The sequence below is a fragment of the Sphingobium sp. RSMS genome (assembly GCF_005406185.4).
Taxonomy (GTDB): Bacteria; Pseudomonadota; Alphaproteobacteria; order Sphingomonadales; family Sphingomonadaceae; genus Sphingobium; species Sphingobium fuliginis.
Genome location: NZ_CM191257.1, coordinates 2,944,207 through 2,964,089, shown reverse-complemented (window position 1 = coordinate 2,964,089; position 19,883 = coordinate 2,944,207). Strand labels below are relative to the sequence as shown.

The 19,883-nt window shown below is 65.7% G+C and carries 16 protein-coding genes; 13 read left to right on the top strand and 3 right to left on the bottom strand.

Annotated elements, in window-relative coordinates; all coding sequences use genetic code 11:
* Positions 1-17 precede the first annotated feature (17 nt).
* The 9 genes from EGM87_RS14415 (at position 18) to EGM87_RS14375 (ending at position 10,045) form a co-directional block, all read left to right on the top strand.
* Positions 18-824, top strand: coding sequence for a division plane positioning ATPase MipZ (locus EGM87_RS14415; protein WP_044660579.1), 807 nt, complete (start codon positions 18-20; stop codon positions 822-824).
* Positions 824-1,261, top strand: coding sequence for a J domain-containing protein (locus tag EGM87_RS14410; RefSeq protein WP_025549609.1), 438 nt, complete (start codon positions 824-826; stop codon positions 1,259-1,261). Before EGM87_RS14415 ends, EGM87_RS14410 begins: the two co-directional genes overlap by 1 nt.
* Positions 1,262-1,281: 20 nt before the next feature.
* On the top strand, positions 1,282-2,703 hold the full coding sequence (gene pgmG, locus EGM87_RS14405; RefSeq protein WP_044660578.1) for a phosphoglucomutase/phosphomannomutase PgmG: 1,422 nt from the start codon (positions 1,282-1,284) through the stop codon (positions 2,701-2,703).
* Between the two features lie 396 nt (positions 2,704-3,099).
* A complete protein-coding gene (locus tag EGM87_RS14400; RefSeq protein ID WP_025549607.1) occupies positions 3,100-4,404 on the top strand; it encodes an OmpP1/FadL family transporter in 1,305 nt (434 codons plus the stop codon).
* 180 nt (positions 4,405-4,584) lie between these two features.
* Positions 4,585-5,745, top strand: a complete 1,161-nt coding sequence (ispG, locus tag EGM87_RS14395) for a flavodoxin-dependent (E)-4-hydroxy-3-methylbut-2-enyl-diphosphate synthase (RefSeq protein WP_044660577.1) — start codon at positions 4,585-4,587, stop codon at positions 5,743-5,745.
* A gap of 50 nt (positions 5,746-5,795) precedes the next feature.
* On the top strand, positions 5,796-6,020 hold the full coding sequence (locus tag EGM87_RS14390; RefSeq protein WP_137710059.1) for a hypothetical protein: 225 nt from the start codon (positions 5,796-5,798) through the stop codon (positions 6,018-6,020).
* Between the two features lie 40 nt (positions 6,021-6,060).
* Positions 6,061-6,990: a DMT family transporter gene (locus EGM87_RS14385; RefSeq protein ID WP_137710060.1), complete on the top strand. Its 930-nt coding sequence runs from the start codon at positions 6,061-6,063 to the stop codon at positions 6,988-6,990.
* A 10-nt stretch (positions 6,991-7,000) separates the two neighbouring features.
* A complete protein-coding gene (locus EGM87_RS14380; RefSeq protein WP_025549603.1) occupies positions 7,001-7,492 on the top strand; it encodes a GNAT family N-acetyltransferase in 492 nt (163 codons plus the stop codon).
* A gap of 231 nt (positions 7,493-7,723) precedes the next feature.
* On the top strand, positions 7,724-10,045 hold the full coding sequence (locus tag EGM87_RS14375; protein ID WP_137710061.1) for an FtsK/SpoIIIE family DNA translocase: 2,322 nt from the start codon (positions 7,724-7,726) through the stop codon (positions 10,043-10,045).
* A 21-nt stretch (positions 10,046-10,066) separates the two neighbouring features.
* Here EGM87_RS14375 and EGM87_RS14370 read toward each other — a convergent pair whose 3' ends face one another.
* Complete coding sequence (locus EGM87_RS14370; protein WP_137710062.1) at positions 10,067-10,510, bottom strand: hypothetical protein; 444 nt, start codon at positions 10,508-10,510, stop codon at positions 10,067-10,069.
* Between the two features lie 328 nt (positions 10,511-10,838).
* Between EGM87_RS14370 and EGM87_RS14365 the strand changes: the two genes are divergently transcribed.
* The 4 genes from EGM87_RS14365 (at position 10,839) to EGM87_RS14350 (ending at position 14,358) form a co-directional block, all read left to right on the top strand.
* Entirely contained in the window at positions 10,839-11,492 is a 654-nt protein-coding gene (locus EGM87_RS14365; protein WP_048577561.1) for a LolA family protein, read from the top strand.
* A gap of 513 nt (positions 11,493-12,005) precedes the next feature.
* Entirely contained in the window at positions 12,006-12,803 is a 798-nt protein-coding gene (gene xth / locus EGM87_RS14360; RefSeq protein ID WP_044660572.1) for an exodeoxyribonuclease III, read from the top strand.
* The gene (gene ribA / locus EGM87_RS14355) at positions 12,803-13,861 is read left to right on the top strand and encodes a GTP cyclohydrolase II (RefSeq protein WP_025551736.1); all 1,059 of its coding nucleotides are present in this window, start codon (positions 12,803-12,805) and stop codon (positions 13,859-13,861) included. Before xth ends, ribA begins: the two co-directional genes overlap by 1 nt.
* Entirely contained in the window at positions 13,858-14,358 is a 501-nt protein-coding gene (locus EGM87_RS14350) for a L,D-transpeptidase family protein (protein ID WP_044660570.1), read from the top strand. The genes ribA and EGM87_RS14350 overlap by 4 nt, the downstream gene beginning before the upstream one ends.
* Before the next feature lie 57 nt (positions 14,359-14,415).
* Here EGM87_RS14350 and EGM87_RS14345 read toward each other — a convergent pair whose 3' ends face one another.
* Together EGM87_RS14345 and mutS are read right to left on the bottom strand one after the other, a co-directional pair.
* Positions 14,416-17,175 carry a [protein-PII] uridylyltransferase gene (locus EGM87_RS14345; RefSeq protein ID WP_044660569.1) on the bottom strand — a complete coding sequence of 920 codons (2,760 nt, stop codon included), beginning with the start codon at positions 17,173-17,175 and terminating at the stop codon, positions 14,416-14,418.
* A gap of 9 nt (positions 17,176-17,184) precedes the next feature.
* Positions 17,185-19,836, bottom strand: coding sequence for a DNA mismatch repair protein MutS (gene mutS / locus EGM87_RS14340; RefSeq protein ID WP_044660568.1), 2,652 nt, complete (start codon positions 19,834-19,836; stop codon positions 17,185-17,187).
* Between the last annotated feature and the right edge of the window lie 47 nt (positions 19,837-19,883).

Sequence of the window (19,883 nt, the reverse complement as noted above, 5' to 3'; positions counted from 1 at the left end):
GGGGTTATAAAGGTCCGATGGCGAACGCCCAAACGCACCATATCGTCTTCGCCAATGAGAAGGGCGGAACCGGCAAGTCGACCACCGCCGTGCACACGGCCATCGCGCTGACGGTATTGGGTCACCGGGTCGGCATGATCGACCTGGACCCGCGCCAGCGCACGATCACCCGCTATATGGAGAATCGCGCCGACACCGCGCGCCGCCGCGGCATCGACCTGCCTACCCCGGACTTCGCGGTGTTCCAGGGCGACAGCGTCGAGGCGCTGAACGAACAGGCCGCCGCCATGGCCGAGGGCAAGGATTTCCTGGTCATCGACACGCCCGGCCGCGACGATGACTATGCCCGCCACATGGCCGCCCGCGCCCATACGCTGGTGACGCCGATGAATGACAGCTTCGTCGATTTCGACCTGATCGGGCAGGTGGATGCGGAAACCTTCAAGGTGAAGCGCCTTTCCTTCTATTCAGAACTGATCTTCGAGGCGCGCAAGACCCGGGCCAAGGCCGACGGCGTGACCATCGACTGGGTGGTGCTGCGCAACCGCGTCCAGCATCATGACGCGCGCAACAAGAAGCGCGTCGGAGATGCCCTGATGGAGCTTTCCCGCCGCGTCGGATTCCGCGTGATTCCCGGCCTTTCGGAGCGCGTGATTTTCCGCGAACTCTTCCCTTCGGGGCTTACGCTGCTGGACAAGGGGCATCTGGGCGAACTGGGCGTCAGCCATATCGCCGCGCGGCAGGAACTGCGCGAGATGGTGTCGGGCCTCGCCCTTCCCTCGCGCGATGAGGTCGCGCCGGTGGATCTGCTCGGCGCGGCCTGATGGGTCTGCTTGCCTTGGCTTTGATCGGGCTTGCCGCCTGGCTTATCTGGACGGGACGACTGCAACGCATGAGCGCGAAGGATGGCATGGCGCTGGGCGCCGCTCTGGTCGGCGCGGTCATGGCGGCCAAGGGCAAGCCGCTGGTCGGCGCGCCGCTGCTGCTGGGCGCCACCCTGTTTTTCTTCGCCAAGAGCCGTCCCGGCAAGGCGAAGGCCCGGTCGGACCAGCCCGCCACCCGGGCCGTTTCCCCTCAGGCGGTGATCGACGCCCGCAAGCTGCTGGGCGTGGGCCCCGACGCCGATGCCAGCGCCATCCGTGCCGCGCATCGCCGCCTCATCGCCTCCGTTCATCCGGACAAGGGTGGCACCGAAGCGCTGGCGGCCCAGATCAACGCTGCCCGCGACCTGCTGATCAGGGAAGCCGCGCAGCGCCACTGAAGCCAAGGGAAGAAGATGCCATGGCCCATCGCTTTCATCCCACGCTGCTGCGCGAATATGACATTCGGGGCGTGGTGGGCCGGACGCTGGGCGAGGGAGATGCCTATGCCGTGGGCCGCAGCTTCGGCACGATCGTCAGGCAGGCGGGCGTCAGGCAGGCCGGGGGATCAAGGGTCGCGGTCGGCTATGACGGGCGGCTGAGTTCCCCGGCGCTGGAACAGGCGGTCGTCCAGGGCCTTCAGGATTCCGGCGCCGATGTCGTGCGCATAGGCCTGGGCCCGACGCCCATGCTCTATTATGCCGAAGCGGTCCTGGATGTGGACGGCGGCATTCAGATAACCGGCAGCCACAATCCCCCCGATCATAATGGCTTCAAGCTTGTGCTTCAGCATGAAGCCTTTTTCGGCGCGGCCATCGCGAAGCTGGGAGCGATGGCGGCGGCGGGCGACTGGAGCACTGCCGGAAGCGGAGGCGGGAGCGAAGGCGGGGGCCGGGTCGAGAACGTCGACATCATGGACCGCTATGCCGCCCGGCTGGTGGAGCGGTTCGACGGCGCCGCCTGGCGCATTGGCTGGGATGCCGGCAATGGCGCCGCCGGGCCGGTGGTGGACAAGCTCGTCAAGCTCCTGCCAGGTGAGCATCATGTGCTTTTCACCCAGATAGACGGACATTTTCCCCATCATCACCCCGATCCCACTGTCGAGGCGAATCTGGCGGACCTGAAGGCGCTTGTCCGCTCGAAGAAGCTCGATTTCGGAGTGGCTTTCGACGGCGACGGCGACAGGATCGGCGTGGTCGACGGCCGGGGCCGGGCAATCTGGGGCGACCAGTTGCTGGGTATCTTCGCGGAACTGGTGCTGAAGGACCGGCCGAACGCCACGATCGTCGCGGATGTGAAGGCCAGCCAGGCCCTGTTCGATCGGATTGCCGCGCTCGGCGGGCGACCGCTGATGTGGAAGACCGGCCACAGCCTCATCAAGTCCAAAATGAAGGAGATTGCCGCTCCGCTGGGCGGGGAGATGACCGGGCATCTCTTCTTCGCGGACGATTATTATGGTTTCGACGACGGGCTCTATGCCGCGGTGCGGCTTATCCGGGGGCTGACCCGGCTTGGCCGCAGCGTGACGGCGCTGCGCGATGAGATGCCGGCCATGGTCAATACGCCGGAAATCCGCTTTCCGGTGGAGGAGAGCCGCAAGTTCGCCGTGGTGGAGGAAGTCCGCGCCCGATTGCAGGCCTTGGGCGCAAGCGTCGACGAAACCGACGGCCTGCGAGTCGGCACGCGCGATGGATGGTGGCTGCTGAGGGCCTCCAACACCCAGGATTCGCTCGTGATCCGGGCCGAGGCGAAGGATGAGGAAGGATTGGCGCGCCTGATCGCGGAGATCGATGCGCAACTGGCCGATTCGGGCGTGATTCGGATTTCCGAGGACGATTCCTGATGAACGGGCAGAAAAAGCGGTCCGTTCGGACCTGCCTTTCCGTTACGGAAATCAGGCTGGAGCATGACAGTTGCATGAAATGCAATCGAACATCAGCTTTTCGCATTTGCGAAAATCATCGCTGCACCGCAAAAGGAAAAGGCCTTTCAGGCATCCTCTCCTAAAACTTTCAAGCCGTCCTCCGGGGCGGCTTTTTTTTCATCCGCTCAGCGCCCTTCTTTTGCTTCCTGCCGTAGCGTCGTTTCGCATTCCGGCGGCGCAGGATACGGAAACCCCCGCAAATTAGGGCTTTTCGAACGATAATTTAACCATATTGCTAATAAGGCCGTGGCTTCGAGGGGATCATTTTCCGGCTAAAGCCATTTGCCACAGACGAGTTTGAAGAGAGGATTCATCATGCCCTTGCGCCGCCCCATCATTGCCAGTGTCCTGTTGTCGGGCGTATTCGCGGCACCCGTCCCGGCCCTGGCGGGTGGTTTCTACCTGCAGGAACAGGCGCCCAAGGAAACCGGGCGCGCGCTGGCCGGCGCCGGCGCGGCGGCGGACGATCCGTCCACCGTCTATTTCAATCCTGCGGCCATGACGGAACTGTCGGGCATCCAGACCTCGATCGGCGGCATCGCGCTGATGGCCTCCGCGCATCAGGCCAATCGCGGCACCTATCGCACCGTTCCAACCCTGCCGGGCGCGCGGGTGCCGGTTGCGGGCAATGACGGCGGCAATCCGTTCGACAAGGTCATTCCGATCCCCAGCTTCTACGTCACAGCGCAGGCGACCGACCGTCTGTGGCTGGGCCTGGGCGTCAACGCGCCGTTCGGGTTGAAGCTGGATTATGACGACGGCTTCTTCGGCCGCTATGACTCGCTCTACACCAACCTCAAAACCTATAATATCCAGCCCAGCGCCGCCTATAAGCTCAATGACAATTTCTCGATCGGCGGCGGCGTCGACGTGCAATATGTGAAGGCGACGCTGACCAACGCCCTGCCGCAGCTTTCGCCCCTGGCCCCGGCCGACGGCTTCGCGCGGCTGAAGGGCGACGATTGGACGGTCGGCTGGAATGCGGGCCTGTTCTACACCAATGGCGACACCAATGTCGGCGTTTCCTACCGTTCCGGCGTCAAGCACAAGCTGATCGGCACGCAGACCATTTCAGGCCTGCTGGGGCCCATCGCCACGGCCAATGGCGAATTGGATGCGTCCGCCCCGCTGGACCTGCCCGACATCGTCACCGTGGGCTTCATGCACCGCCTGACGCCGAAGCTGCGTGCGATGATCAGCGCCCGCTGGTATAACTGGTCGAAGTTCAAGGGCATTGCCATCACCTCCGCCGCCGGCACCAGCAACAAGGAACTGGATTACAAGGACAGCTACAGCGTCAGTCTGGGCGGCGAATATGATGTCAGCCCGGCATTGACCCTGCGCGCGGGGACGATGTTCGACCGCACGCCGACCAATCCGCAGCACCTGACGACCCGCGTGCCCGATGGCGACCGTTCCTGGCTGACGGCTGGCGCGACCTTCAACATCTCGCCCGCCTTCGCACTGAACGTCAGCTATGCCCATACTTTCGTGGAAAAGGCGAACATCATCCGTCCGGACAGCTATTATCCCGCGCCCGCGACGGTGACGGCGACCACCCTGTCGCGGACCAGCGGCAATGCGGACCAGATCGGCGCTTCGTTGACGGCGCGTTTTTGATGGGAGCGGCACCGGCCCTCACCCCCACCCGACCGCCCAGACATCGTATCCTGATGGGCGGTCGGGTGGGGTGAGGGCCGGTGCGCACGTTTCAGCTTTGCTGAAACGCAAGACAGCTCGCGCTTCTAACCGACGCAATAAATCCCTATAGGGGCTCCATCACCACGGAGCCCCTTTTTCATGTCCGACCATAATCCCGGCCTGCGCCCCTGGCGCGACATCGCCCGCAGGCAATGCCGCCAGATCATGGTCGGCAATGTCCCCGTCGGCGGCGGCGCACCGGTCACGGTGCAGACCATGACCAACACGCCCACCCATGACGTCCGGGCGACCGTCGACCAGATCCGCCGTTGCGAGGAAGTGGGCGTCGACATCATCCGCGTCTCCTGCCCGGACGAGGCGTCGACCGCCGCGCTGAAGCAGATCGTCCGTGCTGCCCGCGTGCCGATCGTCGCGGACATCCATTTCCATTACAAGCGCGCGCTGGAAGCCGCCGATGCGGGCGCGGCCTGCCTGCGCATCAATCCGGGCAATATCGGATCGGAAGCGCGGGTGAAGGAGGTGGTCGACGCAGCCAAGGCCAATGGCTGCTCGATCCGGATCGGCGTCAATGCAGGCAGCCTTGAAAAGGACCTGCTCGAAAAATATGGCGAGCCCTGCCCGGAGGCGCTGGTCGAAAGCGCGCTCGACCATATCAAGCTGCTGCAGGACCAGGATTTCCATGAATATAAGGTGGCGGTGAAGGCGAGCGACGTCTTCCTGGCCGTGGCAGCCTATATGCAACTGGCCGAAGCGGTGGACTGCCCGCTGCATCTGGGCATCACCGAGGCGGGCGGACTGATCGGCGGCACGGTGAAGAGCGCCATCGGCATCGGCAATCTCCTGTGGGCCGGGATCGGCGACACGATCCGCGTTTCCCTTTCCGCCGAGCCGGAAGAGGAAGTGCGCGTGGGTTATGAAATCCTGAAATCGCTTGGCATCCGCACGCGCGGGGTCAAGGTCATCTCCTGCCCGAGTTGTGCGCGGCAGGGCTTCGACGTGATCCGCACGGTGCAGGCGCTGGAGGAACGGCTCCAGCATATCCACACGCCGCTCTCGCTCTCCGTGCTCGGCTGCGTGGTGAACGGCCCCGGCGAGGCGCGGGAAACCGACATCGGCCTGACCGGCGGCGGCGCGGGCAAGCATATGGTCTATCTGTCCGGCCTCACCGATCATACGGTGCAGGACGAAGGCATGATCGACCATATCGTCGGCCTTGTCGAAGCCAAGGCGGCGGAGATCGAAGCGGCCAGGCTGGAAGACGAAACCACCGACGCCGGCAAGGCGGAAGCGGCGGAATGACCGGCGGCGTCCCCAGCCCGGATGATGCGGCGACTGAGCGGAGGGAGGCCATGGCCGCTTTCCGTCCTGCGACAGCCACGGGTGCATCCGCCGTGGGTGCGTCCGCCCTGGGCGCCGGGGCGATCGGCAGCCTGGCGCTGGGGGCGCTGGCGTTGGGCGCCCTCGCCATCGGTGCGATCGCCATCGGCCGCCTCCGTATCGGCGGGGCGCGCATCGTGCGCCTTCAGATCGACGAACTGGTTGTCGGCCGCGTGATCCGGAAGACGCGCGATTGACCGGGCCGATCCACGGCGTTCCGCATCCATAGGCCACCGGATGGGAAGCGACACCGACCGCGCCGCACCGGCGACCGCATTTCCTCTCGCCTTCGCCGTCTGCTGCGTGGGGGTTGCGCTCTTTTCCGTGATGGACGCCGCCATGAAGGGGCTGAGCCTTTCCATCGGCCTGTTCAATGCGCTGTTCTGGCGCGCCGTGGCGGGCAGCGTGCTGGGGCTGGTGCTGATGCTGCTGACCCGGCAGCGCTGGCCCGGTCGCGCCGTGTTGCGGCTGCATATGCTGCGCGGGACGGTGGTGGCGGTGATGGCCAGCCTGTTCTTCTGGGCGATCATGCGGATGCCGCTGGCCGAGGCCATCGCCCTGTCCTTCATCGCGCCGCTGGTCGCGCTGTATCTTGCCGCGCTGCTGCTCAAGGAACGGATCGGGCGGCAGGCCATCGGTGCGTCGCTGCTGGGGCTGGTCGGCGTTGCCGTCATCCTGTCGGGGCGCGTGCGGGGCGATTACGACGCGGATGCGCTGCTGGGCGCGGGTGCGGTACTTGTTTCGGCGGTGCTGTTCGCCTGGAACCTGATCCTCCAGCGGCAGCAGGCGCAGCTCGCCTCCCCTATCGAGGTCGCTTTCTTCCAGCATGTCGTGATGCTGGGGGTGTTCGTCCTGTTCGCGGCGCTTGTCCAGGGGATGCCGGTCGTGCCGGCGGCGCCCTCATGGGCGCTGGTGGTGCTGGCCGCGACGCTGGCCTTCACCTCGCTTGCGGCGCTCGCCTGGGCCTATGCGCGGGCGGAGGCGCAGGTGCTGATCCCGGTCGAATATAGCGCCTTCCTCTGGGCCGCGATCATCGGCTGGCTCGCCTTTGGCGAACGGCTGACCCTGACCACGGTGGTCGGCGCGCTGCTGATCGTGCTGGGGTGCCTGATCGCGTCGCGCGCGGGATCGGCCGAACCGCCCCATGTCGAACCGTCCGTGGCCTGAAAGGAAAAGCATGTCCGTCACCATTCGCGAGGCCGTGCCATCGGACATCGGCACGATCCACGCCTTCATCCTCGCCCTGGCGGACTATGAGAAACTGTCCCATGAGGTGAAGGCCGACCGCGCCTCGCTCAACAAATATCTGTTCGGGCCGCGCCCAATGGCGGAGGTGCTGATCGCGGAAAATGAGGGGAGGGCGATCGGCTTCGCCCTTTTCTTCCACAATTTCTCGACTTTCGAAGGACGGCCCGGCCTCTATCTGGAGGATTTGTTCGTCGTCCCGGAAGCGCGGGGGCTGGGCGCGGGCAAGGCGCTGCTTTCCCGCCTCGCCCAACTGGCGCTGGAGCGGGATTGCGCGCGGCTGGAATGGTGGGTGCTGGACTGGAACGAACCGTCCATCGCCTTCTACCGCTCGCTGGGGGCGCGGCCGATGGACGAATGGACGGTGCAGCGCGTCGACGGCGATGCGCTCAGCGCCCTCGCCTCAGCGCATCCTGCACGCTGACGCCCAGCAGCACGGCGGTGAAGGCCCCCAGGGCGACGATCACGAGGGTCGGATAAAGCGTGGCGATCATGACAAAGTCTCCTTTCGCGGGACTTTTTGCGCCGGTCAGCCGTCCGTCGACATAAGGATTGTTACGGAGTCGGAGAGACGAGCCGATGGGCCGGACTCTTGACGGGGACTCCCCGCTCGGCGCATTGTCCCCGAACGGAACATTTGGGGGACATTGACGCCATGGCTGTCAGCCGCGGAGCCAAACGCACGCCGGAATGGCGCGAAATGCTGAAACGCAGCCTGATCCGCAGCGGTGCGCTGATCGGCGCGATCGCGCTGTTGCTGGCGACCCTGTTCCTCGCGCTGGCGCTGCTCAGCTATCAGCCGAGCGACCCGTCGATGAACACGGTGGCGGGCGACCATGTGCAGAATATCATGCAGGCGCCCGGCGCCTGGGTCGCGGATTTCCTGCTCTGGCTGCTGGGTGTGCCGGTGGCGCTGGTGCTGCCGCTGATGGCGATCACCGCCCGGCGGCTGTGGGGCGATCAGGACATGAGCGGGTGGAAGGCGCAGTTCGGAAAGTGCCTTGCCGGCATCGTCCTGCTCGGCATCGCGCTGGCGCTGTTCCAGACCAGTCCGCTGGTCGGCCTGCCCGCCGGATGGGGCGGCATCATCGCGCTGGTGACGGCGCGGGGCGTCATGAGCCTTGCGGCGCAGGCGCCCGCCGCGCAGGGCTGGATCACCGGAATCCTGATCGTCCTGACGCTGATCGCGGGCCTTGTCCTCTGGTATCGCAGCCTGGCGCTGGAAAAGCCGATCATCGCGTTGCGCCGGCCCTCTCTGCCGCGCCTGGCGCTGCCCCGGCCGGCTTTCGCTCTGGCCGGTCCCGCGCCGGTTGTCGACGCGGATGAAGATGACGAGCCGTTCGAGCGCGTCGCAACCCCGCGCAAGACCGTCACCAACGAGCCCAAGCCGCCGATCAACATCCAGACGCCCAAGCCTGCGCCCGTGCAGCGCTCCATGGCGCCGGTCAGCCAGGACGACCTGTTCGGCAACAGCTCCCTGCCTTCGCCGGACCTGCTCAATCCAACCCCCGCGAGCCAGGGACAGAAGATCGACAAGGCCGCGCTGGAACGCAATGCGCGCCTGCTGGAATCGGTGCTCGACGACTTCCATGTGAAGGGCAATATCGTGGAGGTCCGTCCAGGTCCGGTCGTCACCATGTATGAACTGGAACCCGCGCCCGGCATCAAGGCGAGCCGCGTGATCGCACTGGCGGACGACATTGCGCGCAACATGTCGGCGCTTTCGGCCCGCGTGGCGACGATTCCGGGCCGCACCGTGATCGGCATCGAACTGCCCAATGCGAACCGGGAGGGCGTGTCCTTCCGCGAACTCATCACCAGCGAGCAGTTCGGGCAGGAAGCGACGCTGCCGATCATCCTGGGCAAGAATATCTCGGGCGAGCCGATCATCGCCGATCTTGCGCCCATGCCGCATCTGCTGATCGCGGGTACGACGGGTTCGGGCAAGTCGGTGGGGCTGAACGCGATGATCCTGTCGCTGCTCTACCGCATGACGCCGGATCAGTTGCGGCTGATCATGATCGATCCGAAGATGCTGGAACTGTCGACCTATGACGACATTCCGCATTTGCTCTCGCCGGTCGTGACCGAGCCCGCAAAGGCGATCCGCGCGCTTAAATGGGCGGTGGAGCAGATGGAGGACCGCTATCGCATGATGGCGTCGATCTCCGTCCGCAACCTCGCCAATTATAATGAGAAGGTCCGCGCGGCGAAGGCCAAGGGCAAGCCGCTCGGCCGCCGCGTGCAGACCGGCTACGATCCCGAGACCGGCAAGCCGATCTATGAGGAGGAGCAGCTCGATTTCCAGCCGCTGCCGCAGATCGTGGTGGTGGTCGACGAGCTGGCCGACCTGATGATGACGGCGGGCAAGGAAGTCGAATTCCTGATCCAGCGTCTTGCCCAGAAGGCCCGCGCCGCGGGCATCCACCTGATCCTCGCGACGCAGCGGCCGTCGGTCGACGTCATCACCGGCGTCATCAAGGCCAACCTGCCGACCCGCATCAGCTTCTTCGTCACGTCGAAGATCGACAGCCGCACCATATTGGGTGAACAGGGCGCCGAGCAGCTATTGGGCAAGGGCGACATGCTCTACATGCACGGCGGCAAGGGCCTGATGCGCGTCCACGGTCCCTTCGTGTCGGACGACGAGGTGCGCGTGGTGGCGGATCACTGGCGCGCCCAGGGACAGCCGGATTATATCGCCGCCGTCACCGAGGAGCCGGAGGAGGGCAGCTTCGCGCTCGACGGTGTCGACCTGGGCGACGACAGCCCGGATGCGCAGCTTTTCCGCAAGGCGTGCCAACTCGTCTTCGAAAATCAGAAGGCGTCGACAAGCTGGCTCCAGAGGCAATTGCGCATCGGCTATAACAGCGCCGCCCGGCTGATCGAGCAGATGGAGGAGCAGGGGCTGGTGGGTCCGCCCAACCATGTCGGCCGCCGCGAAGTGCTGCGCGACGAGAATGGCAATCCGCTCTGATCCGGTCGGCGTGAAAAATTTTCATTTGGGCTGATGCCAAAAAACCACTGCCCATTTCGCTCTGAAACGGGTTTTTGCGTGGATTGCTGGGTCATCGCCGTGCGGCAAAACCCCGGTGGCGCCGGGAAAAACCCCTGATTTCCAAGGCTGATTGCGTTTCATGCAATCGTCCTTCGGTTCTTCGCATTTGCCGGGAAACGCGATCTGGGCGAAGAAGGCCCTGCCTTTCAGGCATCCTCTCCTAAAAACTTTCAGGCTGGTCTTCGGATCGGCCTTTTTTTTGTCTTCGCGCCCGGCTAAGCAGAGGCCGCTCACCGCAGCGCCTAAAAAATAAATCGGGAGAGGGGCCGCCGGAAAGACCGGCACTGGCGAAGCGGGAGCAGAGGGGGATTGAGCGACCATGTTGCTCTCCCCCTTCCCGTTTTCATTTCGTGACATGATGGCGAAGGCCGGGGAATGGCCCATTCAAGACCTTCCTTTTCCCTTGAAGGAGAAGGATAGGAAGCCCTGGCGGCGAAGGGGCTGATGGGATGAGGGGGAGTGCCGCGCGATCCGTTGGATCGCAACCCCCTCACCCAGCTACGACTAAGGCAGCAAGCTGCCAAGTCTGCGCAGCCCTCTCCCTCAAGGGAGAGGGATAAAGTGGGTGTCCGATTCCCAACCACCCGCATATTCTTCAGGCGGAGCGTTGAAGCGGACAGTCCATTCGTTGCATGACAGGAACGAATGGGTTCACAGCGGGTTCAAGCCCTGCCACCTACATTTCTCATCCTGAACAACCGGAGATGATTGCATGAAGCGCATCCTTGCGCCCCACAGCCTGACGCTGGCCGCCCTGGCGATCGCTGCCGCGCCCCTTGCGGTGCCGGCGATGCCGGCCGCCGCGCAGGCCGACCAGTCGGACCTGTCGAAGGTCAATGCCTATATCCGCGCCGTCACCACCATGACCGCCGATTTCGCCCAGACGGACCGCAACGGCCAGACGCTGACCGGCCAGCTTACCCTCAAGCAGCCGGGCAAGATCCGTTTCCAGTATCAGAAGGGCGTGCCTTTGCTGATCGTGGGCGACGGCAAGGCGTTGACCATGATCGATTATGAGGTGCGGCAGGTGCAGCGCTGGCCGATCGGCAATTCGCCGCTGGGGGCGTTGATCGATCCGTCCAAGGACCTGTCGAAGTTCGGAAAGGTGATCCAGACGGGCGATCCCAGCGTGCTGTCCGTCCAGGCCCGCGACCCCAAACGGCCCGAATATGGCACGATCACCATGATCTTCAAACGCGATGCGGGCAGCCCGGCGGGCTTGCAGCTCTATGGTTGGGTGGCGCTGGATTCGCAGAACAACCGGACGGCGGTGAAGCTCAGCAACCAGCGCTATGGCGTGCCCGTGGCGGATTCCGCCTTCCGCTGGACCGACCCGCGGCCCAAGGGGCGCGCGTCGGGCGGTTAAGCGGGCCCCAGGTGCGACGGGCCGAAAACTTTTCAGAACCGTTCATCTGAGGCTCATATCCCGAGCCCTAAAAGGAACTCCACGGCGCGAGACGGAACCGGGATTTCCCCCCTGTTACCCGGAACCCCGCTCCCGCCGCAAAGCGCTTCAAGGGCGCGATCGAGGCCCCCGTTCCATGCCCCCGGAGCGGGGGCCTTTTCGGTGCGATCCGACATTTAGAGCATCGCGCAGAAAAGTGGGAACCGGTTTTCCGCTTCAAACGATGCGACAACGAAAACTGAGAGCGCGCGACCTGCGTCCGATTTAACGCAGCGCTATAGCTTGTGCGGGCCTGCAAAGCGCGATTTTCCGCTCTTCGGTGCTTACGGACATGAAGTGCGCTGCGCTCCGATGCTTGAACATCCCATTTTCGGCTCCACCTGAACTGAACGTCGAACGGCGCCAACGCTGTTCCGTCTGCCGGGACATTCGCCGCCCTTGCGCGGGGCGGCGGAGGGTCTTAGTGGATCAGCCATGCCTCAGACACTCAGCATCGCTTCCTGGAATATCAATAGCGTTCGTGCCCGGCTCGATATTGTAGAGCGCTTTCTGACGGAGGAATCGCCCGACATATTGTGTCTGCAGGAAACCAAGGTGGTGAACGACACCTTCCCGGCGGGGCTGTTCCGGCAGCGGGGCTATAATCATCAGGTGCTGAACGGACAGCCGATGCACCATGGCGTGGCCATCCTGTCGAAGATCCCGATCCGGGAGGACGACCGGCTCGACTGGCAGGCCAATGGGGAGGCGCGCCATGTCGGCGTACGACTGGACAATGGCGTCCGGATCGAGAATGTCTATGTGCCCGCCGGCGGGGATGTGCCCGATCGGGAGGTCAATCCGAAATTCGGACAGAAGCTCGATTTCCTGGAGCGCATGATCCAATGGTCCTCCACGCTGGAGGACAAGCCGACCATCCTGACCGGCGATTTCAACATCGCGCCGATGGAATGCGATGTATGGAGCCATAAGCAACTTCTCAATGTCGTCAGCCATACGGCGATCGAGTGCGAGATTCTGGCGCGCCTGCAGGAATCGAACGACTGGGTCGACATCGGCCGCAAATTCTATCCCGCGCCGCAGCGGCTCTATACCTGGTGGAGCTATCGCGCCCGCGACTGGGCGGAATCGGATCGCGGACGGCGGCTCGACCATATGTGGATGACGCAGGACGTAGCGGAAAAGGCCGTCAGCCACCGCGTGGTGGAACCGATCCGCGGCTGGTCGCGCCCATCCGACCATGTGCCGATCATCACGGAATTCGCCTTCTGATGAGCGCCCGCGCCGCCGCCCGCGCCATTGACGCGCTACGCCGGGGCTGGCCGGTGCGCGTGCAGGCCGCCGACGGCGCCGTGCGGCTGATGGCCGTGGAGGGGGCCGATGCCGTGACGCTTGCCGGATTCGATCCGGGCGCAGGGGCTGACATATTGATCTCCGCGGCGCGGGCGCAGACGCTGAAGCTCGCCAACCAGCTGGCGGCGGCCGATCCCGACATGCCGGTGCTGGTGGCGCGGGCGCCGTGGATCGACGTCGATGTGGCGACCGCGATTTCCGACCCGGTGCTGGACCTTGCCTCGCCGCTCAAAGGGCCGTTCATGGCGAAGCCGCTGGCGGCGCCTTCGGCGGCCAAGGCGGCGCTGCGGCTGGCGCGGCTGGCGGGCATATTGCCGGCCTATTTCGTGACGGCGGAAGGCGACAGCGAGGCGGAGGTCAGCGCCGCCGACATCGACGCCTATGACGATGCCGTGCATCTGGCCATCGCCACGCGCGCCCGCCTTCCCGTGTCGGCCAGCGAGACGGCGGAGATCGTCGCCTTCCGCAGTCCCGACGAACCGCGCGAGCATGTCGCGCTGATCGTGGGCCAGCGCGATTCCTCGCCCCCCGTGATCCGGCTGCACAGCGAATGCCTGACCGGGGATGTGCTGGGGTCGCTGAAATGCGATTGCGGGCCGCAACTGCATCAGGCGCTGCACCAGATCGCGGATTCGAACTGGGGCATATTGCTCTATCTGCGGCAGGAAGGGCGCGGCATCGGCCTTGTCAACAAGCTGCGCGCTTATGCCTTGCAGGATCAGGGGTTCGACACGGTCGACGCCAATGTCCGGCTGGGCTTCGCCATCGATGCGCGCGACTTTTCCGTGGCGGCGCGGATGCTGGACCTGCTGGGCGTGGACGAGGTGCGGTTGCTCACCAATAATCCGAACAAGGTGACGGGGCTTGAAGCCGCCGGGATCAGGGTGGCGGAACGGCTGCCGATCATCCTGCCTTCCAATCCGCATAATGAGCGCTATCTCGCCACCAAGCGGGACCGGACAGGGCATCAGTTGTGAGCGCCATCCGCGTCGATGCGGGCGCGGGGCGTCTTTTCTTCGGTGACTTGGACATGCCCTGCACCATCGGGCGCGGCGGCGTCTGTGCAGCGGCGGACAAGCGGGAGGGGGATGGCTGCACGCCGTTGGGCATCTGGCCGGTTCGGGGCGTGTTGCTGCGGCCGGGCAAGGCGGCGGCGGCGGGCATCCGCCTGCCGTGGCGCTGGGTGCGGGAAGGGGATGGCTGGTCCGATGATCCGGCCGATCCGGCCTATAACCGGCCCGTGCATCTGCCGCGGGCCTTTTCCGCGGAAAATCTGCTGCGGGACGATGATGCCTATGATGTGATCGTCGTGCTGGGGCACAATGACTCGCCGCCGGTGCCGGGGCGGGGGAGCGCGATCTTCTTCCATCTTTCCGAAGGCCGTCCCACGGCGGGGTGCGTGGCGGTGGAGCGGGCGGATATGCTGCGCCTGTTGCCGTTGCTGGCGCCGGGCGATGTGATGGAGATCGTCTGAAGGTTCGTCCTTCCGCGAAGGCGGGGATGACGAGGTTGTTGGGGGAGGCGGGTCTTCCTAAGCCCGCTCCAGTTCCGCCACCTCACCGCCGGCCGCTTCCAGCAGCCGCCGTTCCAGCGTTTGCAGCCGCGCCCTGCTCTCGATCTTCCCGGCCAGCAGGTCGGTGACGTAGAAGGTATCCACCGCCCGCTCGCCATAGGTGGCGACATGGGCGCTGTGCACCGTCACCTTCGACTGGAACAGCGCGTTGGCGAGGCTGAACAGCAGCGCCGGGCGATCCCGCGCATTCACCTCGATCACGGTGAAGCGGTTCGACGCCTTGTTGTCGATCAGCACATTGGGTTCGATGCGGAAGGCCTCCGCGCGGGTGCGGGGCAGGGGGCGCGCCTCCAGCTTGGTGATCATGCGGTGGCGGTTGGCGAGCGAATCCTCGATCGCCTTGCGGATGCGCGTCAATTGGTCGGGGCTGTGGAAGGCGCCGCCCAGCGGGTCCTGCACCAGGAAATTGTCGATGGCGACGCCGTCGCGGGTCGTATGGATGCGCGCGTCGATGATGTTGCCGCCCGCCAGATGGATGGCGCCCGCGATCCGGTAGAACAGCCCCGGATGGTCGGCGGCATAGACCGTCACCAGCGTCGCGCCGCGCTGCGGATAATATTGCGCGGCGATGGAGAGCGGGGAATCGCCCGCCTCCAATATATGCTGCGCATTGTGGATGAGGATGTCCTCCGGCTCCGCGATCCAGTAGCTTTCCGGCAGCCGCTTGCGCAGCTTCTCGAAATCGGCTTCGGACAGGCCCAGCGCCTGACGCAGCGCCTGCTGCTTGGCGGTGACGCGTTCGCTGCGGCCCTTCTGCTTGTGGCCGAGGCGCAGCACTTCTTCGGCCGCCTCATAGAGGTCGCCCAGCAATTGCCGTTTCCAGCTATTCCAGACGCCGGGTCCGACGGCGCGGATGTCGACCACGGTCAGGCACAGCAGCAGCCGCAACCGTTCCGGACTCTGCACCACGTCGACGAAATCGAGGATCGTCTTGTAATCGGCCAGGTCGCGCTTGAAGGCGGTGGCCGACATCAGCAGATGGTGCAGCACCAGCCAGGACACGGTTTCCGTCTCCGCCGGTGTCAGGCCCAGGCGCGGGCAGAGATGGTCCGCCACTTCCGCGCCCAATATGCTGTGGTCGCCGCCGCGCCCCTTGGCGATGTCGTGCAGCAGCACCGCGACATAGAGGACGCGGCGCGACAGCAGCTTGCCCATCAGGTCCGCCGCCAGCGGATGATCCTGGCTCAGTTCGCCCTTTTCGATCCGCGCCAGCAGGCCGACGGCGCGGATCGTATGTTCGTCCACCGTATAATGGTGGTACATGTCGAACTGCATCTGCGCCACGACGCGGCGGAAATCGGGGATGAAGCGGCCGAAGACCGTGGACTCGTTCATCCAGCGCAGCACGGTTTCCGGGTCGCGGGGGCTGGTCAGCACCTCCATGAAAGCGGCGTTGGCGCGGGGATCGCGGCGCACCTTGGCGGTGATCAGGCTGGCGTCGCGGCTGGCGGCGCGCATGGCGCTGGGATGGATGGCGAGGCCATGCCTGTCGGCGAGCGCGAAGATTTCCAGCAAGCGGACCGGATCGTCCTGGAAGAAATGATCGTTAGGCAGCGCCAGCCGCCCGCGATCCAGCACGAAGCCGTCCAGCTTCTTCGGGCGGCGGAAGAAGCTGGGGATATAGCGACGCCCACGCTCCGCCATCTGGTCGTCCAGATGGGCGAGGAACACGGCGGTCAGGTCGCCCACCGTCTTCGCGTTCAGGAAATAATAGCGCATGAAGCGCTCCACGCCCGACCGCCCGGCGCGTCCGGTGAAATGCATGCGGGTGGCGGTTTCGAGTTGCAGGTCGAAGGTCAGCCGGTCCTCCGCCCGCCCCGTGATCATGTGCAAATGGCAGCGCACCGCCCAGAGGAAATCCTCCGCCTTCTGGAACTGGCGCAGTTCGGTTTCGGTCAGCAGGCCGACATCGACCAGTTCCGCCACCGACTTCACCCGGTTCACATATTTGCCGATCCAGAACAGCGTGTGCAGGTCGCGCAGGCCGCCCTTGCCCTCCTTCACATTGGGTTCGACGACATAGCGGCTGTCGCCCATGCGCTTGTGCCGCTCGTCCCGTTCCTCCAGCTTTTCGGTGACGAAGGCGCGGGCTGTGCCCTGCATCACATCGGCGTCGAAACGGGCGCTGATCTCCTCATACAGGGCGCGGTCGCCCCAGATGTAGCGCGCCTCCAGCAGGGCGGTGCGCACGGTCAGGTCCGCCTTCGCCATGCGGATCGTCTCATCGATGGAACGGCTGCTATGGCCGACCTTCAGCCCCAGATCCCACAGCGAATAGAGCATGGATTCGATCACCTGCTCGGTCCAGCCGGTGGGCTTCCACGGGGTGATGAAGCCGATGTCGACATCGCTGTGCGGCGCCATCTCGCCCCGGCCATAGCCGCCGACCGCGATCAGCACGATCCGCTCGCCGGTGCTGCGGTTGCCCGCCGGGTAGAGGTGATGGGTTGTCGCGTCGTAGAGCAGGCGCAGGATCTGGTCGATCAGGAAGGCAAAGGCGGTCACGGCCTCCCGCCCTCGGGTCGGCCTCTGGCTTAGGCGGCGGGCGACATCCTCCCGCCCGGCGTCGAGCGCGTCCTTCAGTTCCTTCACGATCATTCCGCGCAGCTTGATCTGGTCGCCCCGATGCTCCTGCGCCAGGGCGGCGATGCGGTCGGAAATGGCGCGCCGGTCGATGATCGCGCGCCTGGACCCCAATTTCGGAAACTGCATGACCATAAGGCTTATCTAGTCTTCCTGACCGGCTGCTGCCAGTTGCTTGAGCCGGTAGAGTTGGTCCAGCGCCTCCCGGGGCGAGAGCGCGTCGGCGTCGATGCCATCCAGCGCGGCGCGCAGGGGATCGACTTTTTCCTCCACCTGAGCCGTGGCGGCGGCGAAGAGGGGCAGGTCGTCCAGCCCCGCCGCGATGCCGCCGGTCCTGGCCTTGCCCGCTTCGAGGCGGGCGAGGACGTCCTTGGCGCGCTTCAGGACGGCGGGTGGAAGCCCGGCCAGCCGCGCCACCGCCAGGCCATAGCTGCGGTCCGCAGGGCCCTCCGCCACCTCGTGCAGCAGGACCAGATCGCCCTTCCATTCCCGCGCACGGACATGGTGGAGCGAGAGCGAGGCAAGGGTTTCCGCCAGCCGGGTCAGCTCATGATAATGGGTCGCGAACAGGCAGCGGCAGCGATTGACCTCATGCACCGCCTCCACCACCGCCCATGCCAGCGCCAACCCGTCATAGGTCGACGTGCCGCGTCCGACTTCATCGAGGATGACGAAGCTTCGCTCGGTCGCCTGGGCAAGGATGGCGGCGGTTTCGACCATCTCGACCATGAAGGTGGAGCGGCCCTTGGCCAGATTGTCCGACGCGCCGACACGGCTGAACAGCCGGTCGACCAGCGTCAGGGTCGCGGACGCGGCGGGCACATAGGCGCCTGCCTGCGCAAGGATCACGATGATCGCATTCTGCCGCAGGAAGGTGGATTTACCGCCCATATTGGGTCCGGTGACGAGCCACAGCCGGTCCCCGGCCGACAGCCGGCAATCATTGGCGACGAAGGGCTGGCCATCGCGGCGCAGCGCGTCCTCGACCACCGGATGACGGCCGCCGACGATTTCCAGGCAGGGGCCTTCGCCATCCTGCGCGACGAAATGGGGCCGTTGCCAGCCGCCCTCCGCGGCGCGTTCCGCCAGCGCCGCCGCCACGTCGAGCCGGGCAAGGGCATCGGCGGCGCGGGCGATCTCCGCCTTGCGGGCGAGGGTGGCTTCGACAAGGTCTTCCAGATGCGCGGCTTCCGCGACCAGCGCATGGGCCCCGGCCTGCGCCACGCGGCTCGCCTGTTCGTGCAGGTCGACCGAATTGAAGCGCACCACTCCGGCCAGCGTCTGGCGATGGGTGAAGCCGCTGTCGGGCTGCATCAACTGGTCGGCGGCGCGGGCGGGCACCTCGACATGATAGCCGAGCACGCCATTATGCCGGATCTTGAGCGAGGCGATGCCGGTCTGCTCGCGATATTTCGCCTCCAGCGCGGCGATGGCGCGGCGGCCGTCCCCGGCGAGGCGGCGCAACTCGTCCAGCGCGGCGTCATAGCCGTCCGCGATATAGCCGCCATTGGCGGTCTCGGTCGGCGGGCTGGGGACGAGGGCGCGGGACAGGCTGTCGACCAGCGCGCCATGGCCGTCGAGGGAGGGCAGCAATTGCGTCAGCAGCAGGGGCTGGTCGGGCAGGCGGCCCAGCCGCTCCCGCAGCAAGCGCGCTTCGCCCAGCCCGTCGCGCAATTGGCCAAGATCGCGGGGGCTTCCTCGGCCCATCGCGAGACGGCCCAAGGCGCGGCCGATGTCGGGCAAGGCCCTCAGCGCCACGCGCAACTGGTCGCGCAGCATGCTGTCGTCATGGAACAGTTGCACCAGCCCCAGCCGCGCTTCGATCCCGGCCTGGTCCATCAGCGGCGCGGATAGGTCCTGCGCCAACAGGCGCGCGCCCGCGCCCGTGACGGTCCGGTCGACCGCGCCCAGCAGGCTGCCCGCCCGCGTACCGCTCATGGTGGCGGTGATCTCCAGGCTCTCGCGCGTCGCGGCGTCGATGGCGACATGGGCGCCGCTGGTCTTGGCGCTGGGCGGGGCGAGGAAGGGCAGGGTGCCCTTGCCCGCATGGTCGAGATAGGAGAGCAGGCCGCCCATCGCCGCCAGTTGGGCGCGGCCGAACTGGCCGAATCCGTCCAGCGTGGCGACGCCGAAGATGCGCTTCAGCGCTGCTTCGGCCCGGCTGCTGGAAAAGGCGGCGCGGTCGAACGGGTGGGAGTCCAGCAGTTCCAGATCCAGCCCGTCCGGCAGCACGATCTCGCTCGGTCGCAGGCGCGCCAGTTCGGCGGGCAGATCGGCCGCCCGCAGGGTCAGCGTCTCGAACCGCCCGGTCGAAATGTCGGCGGCGGCCAGCCCATATTCGCCCGCTTCCTCGCCGCCGACCTGCGCCAGCGCCACCAGCATATTGTCGCGCCGGCTGTCGAGCAGCGTCTCCTCGGTCAGCGTGCCCGCCGTCACGTAACGGACGATGGCGCGGGCGACGAGGGACTTGGACCCCCGCGCTTTGGCTTCGGCGGGGGTTTCGGTCTGCTCCGCGATGGCGACGCGATGGCCCGCCTTGATCAGCCGCGCCAGATAGGATTCCGCGCTGTGCACCGGCACGCCGCACATCGGGATCGGCGCGCCGCCATGCTCGCCCCGGCTGGTGAGCGCGATGTCCAGCGTCGCCGCCGCCGCCTTCGCATCCTCGAAGAACAGCTCGAAAAAATCGCCCATGCGGTAGAAGAGCAGGCAATCCTGCGCCTCCGCCTTCAGCGCAAGATATTGCGCCATCATCGGCGTCGCCTGTTGCGTGGATGTGTCGATCGTTCGCGCCATGGCACAGCGGATAGCGTGAAGCCCGGCCTCATGCCAGTGCTGCAAGA

What these genes read in the sequence shown, in the direction of transcription:
- EGM87_RS14415 (WP_044660579.1), top strand. Translation starts at nt 18, where the DNA reads ATGGCGAACGCCCAAACGCACCATATCGTCTTCGCCAATGAGAAGGGC.
- EGM87_RS14410 (WP_025549609.1), top strand. Translation starts at nt 824, where the DNA reads ATGGGTCTGCTTGCCTTGGCTTTGATCGGGCTTGCCGCCTGGCTTATC.
- pgmG (WP_044660578.1), top strand. Translation starts at nt 1,282, where the DNA reads ATGGCCCATCGCTTTCATCCCACGCTGCTGCGCGAATATGACATTCGG.
- EGM87_RS14400 (WP_025549607.1), top strand. Translation starts at nt 3,100, where the DNA reads ATGCCCTTGCGCCGCCCCATCATTGCCAGTGTCCTGTTGTCGGGCGTA.
- ispG (WP_044660577.1), top strand. Translation starts at nt 4,585, where the DNA reads ATGTCCGACCATAATCCCGGCCTGCGCCCCTGGCGCGACATCGCCCGC.
- EGM87_RS14390 (WP_137710059.1), top strand. Translation starts at nt 5,796, where the DNA reads ATGGCCGCTTTCCGTCCTGCGACAGCCACGGGTGCATCCGCCGTGGGT.
- EGM87_RS14385 (WP_137710060.1), top strand. Translation starts at nt 6,061, where the DNA reads ATGGGAAGCGACACCGACCGCGCCGCACCGGCGACCGCATTTCCTCTC.
- EGM87_RS14380 (WP_025549603.1), top strand. Translation starts at nt 7,001, where the DNA reads ATGTCCGTCACCATTCGCGAGGCCGTGCCATCGGACATCGGCACGATC.
- EGM87_RS14375 (WP_137710061.1), top strand. Translation starts at nt 7,724, where the DNA reads ATGGCTGTCAGCCGCGGAGCCAAACGCACGCCGGAATGGCGCGAAATG.
- EGM87_RS14370 (WP_137710062.1), bottom strand. Translation starts at nt 10,510, where the DNA reads ATGGGCCATTCCCCGGCCTTCGCCATCATGTCACGAAATGAAAACGGG.
- EGM87_RS14365 (WP_048577561.1), top strand. Translation starts at nt 10,839, where the DNA reads ATGAAGCGCATCCTTGCGCCCCACAGCCTGACGCTGGCCGCCCTGGCG.
- xth (WP_044660572.1), top strand. Translation starts at nt 12,006, where the DNA reads ATGCCTCAGACACTCAGCATCGCTTCCTGGAATATCAATAGCGTTCGT.
- ribA (WP_025551736.1), top strand. Translation starts at nt 12,803, where the DNA reads ATGAGCGCCCGCGCCGCCGCCCGCGCCATTGACGCGCTACGCCGGGGC.
- EGM87_RS14345 (WP_044660569.1), bottom strand. Translation starts at nt 17,175, where the DNA reads ATGGTCATGCAGTTTCCGAAATTGGGGTCCAGGCGCGCGATCATCGAC.
- mutS (WP_044660568.1), bottom strand. Translation starts at nt 19,836, where the DNA reads ATGGCGCGAACGATCGACACATCCACGCAACAGGCGACGCCGATGATG.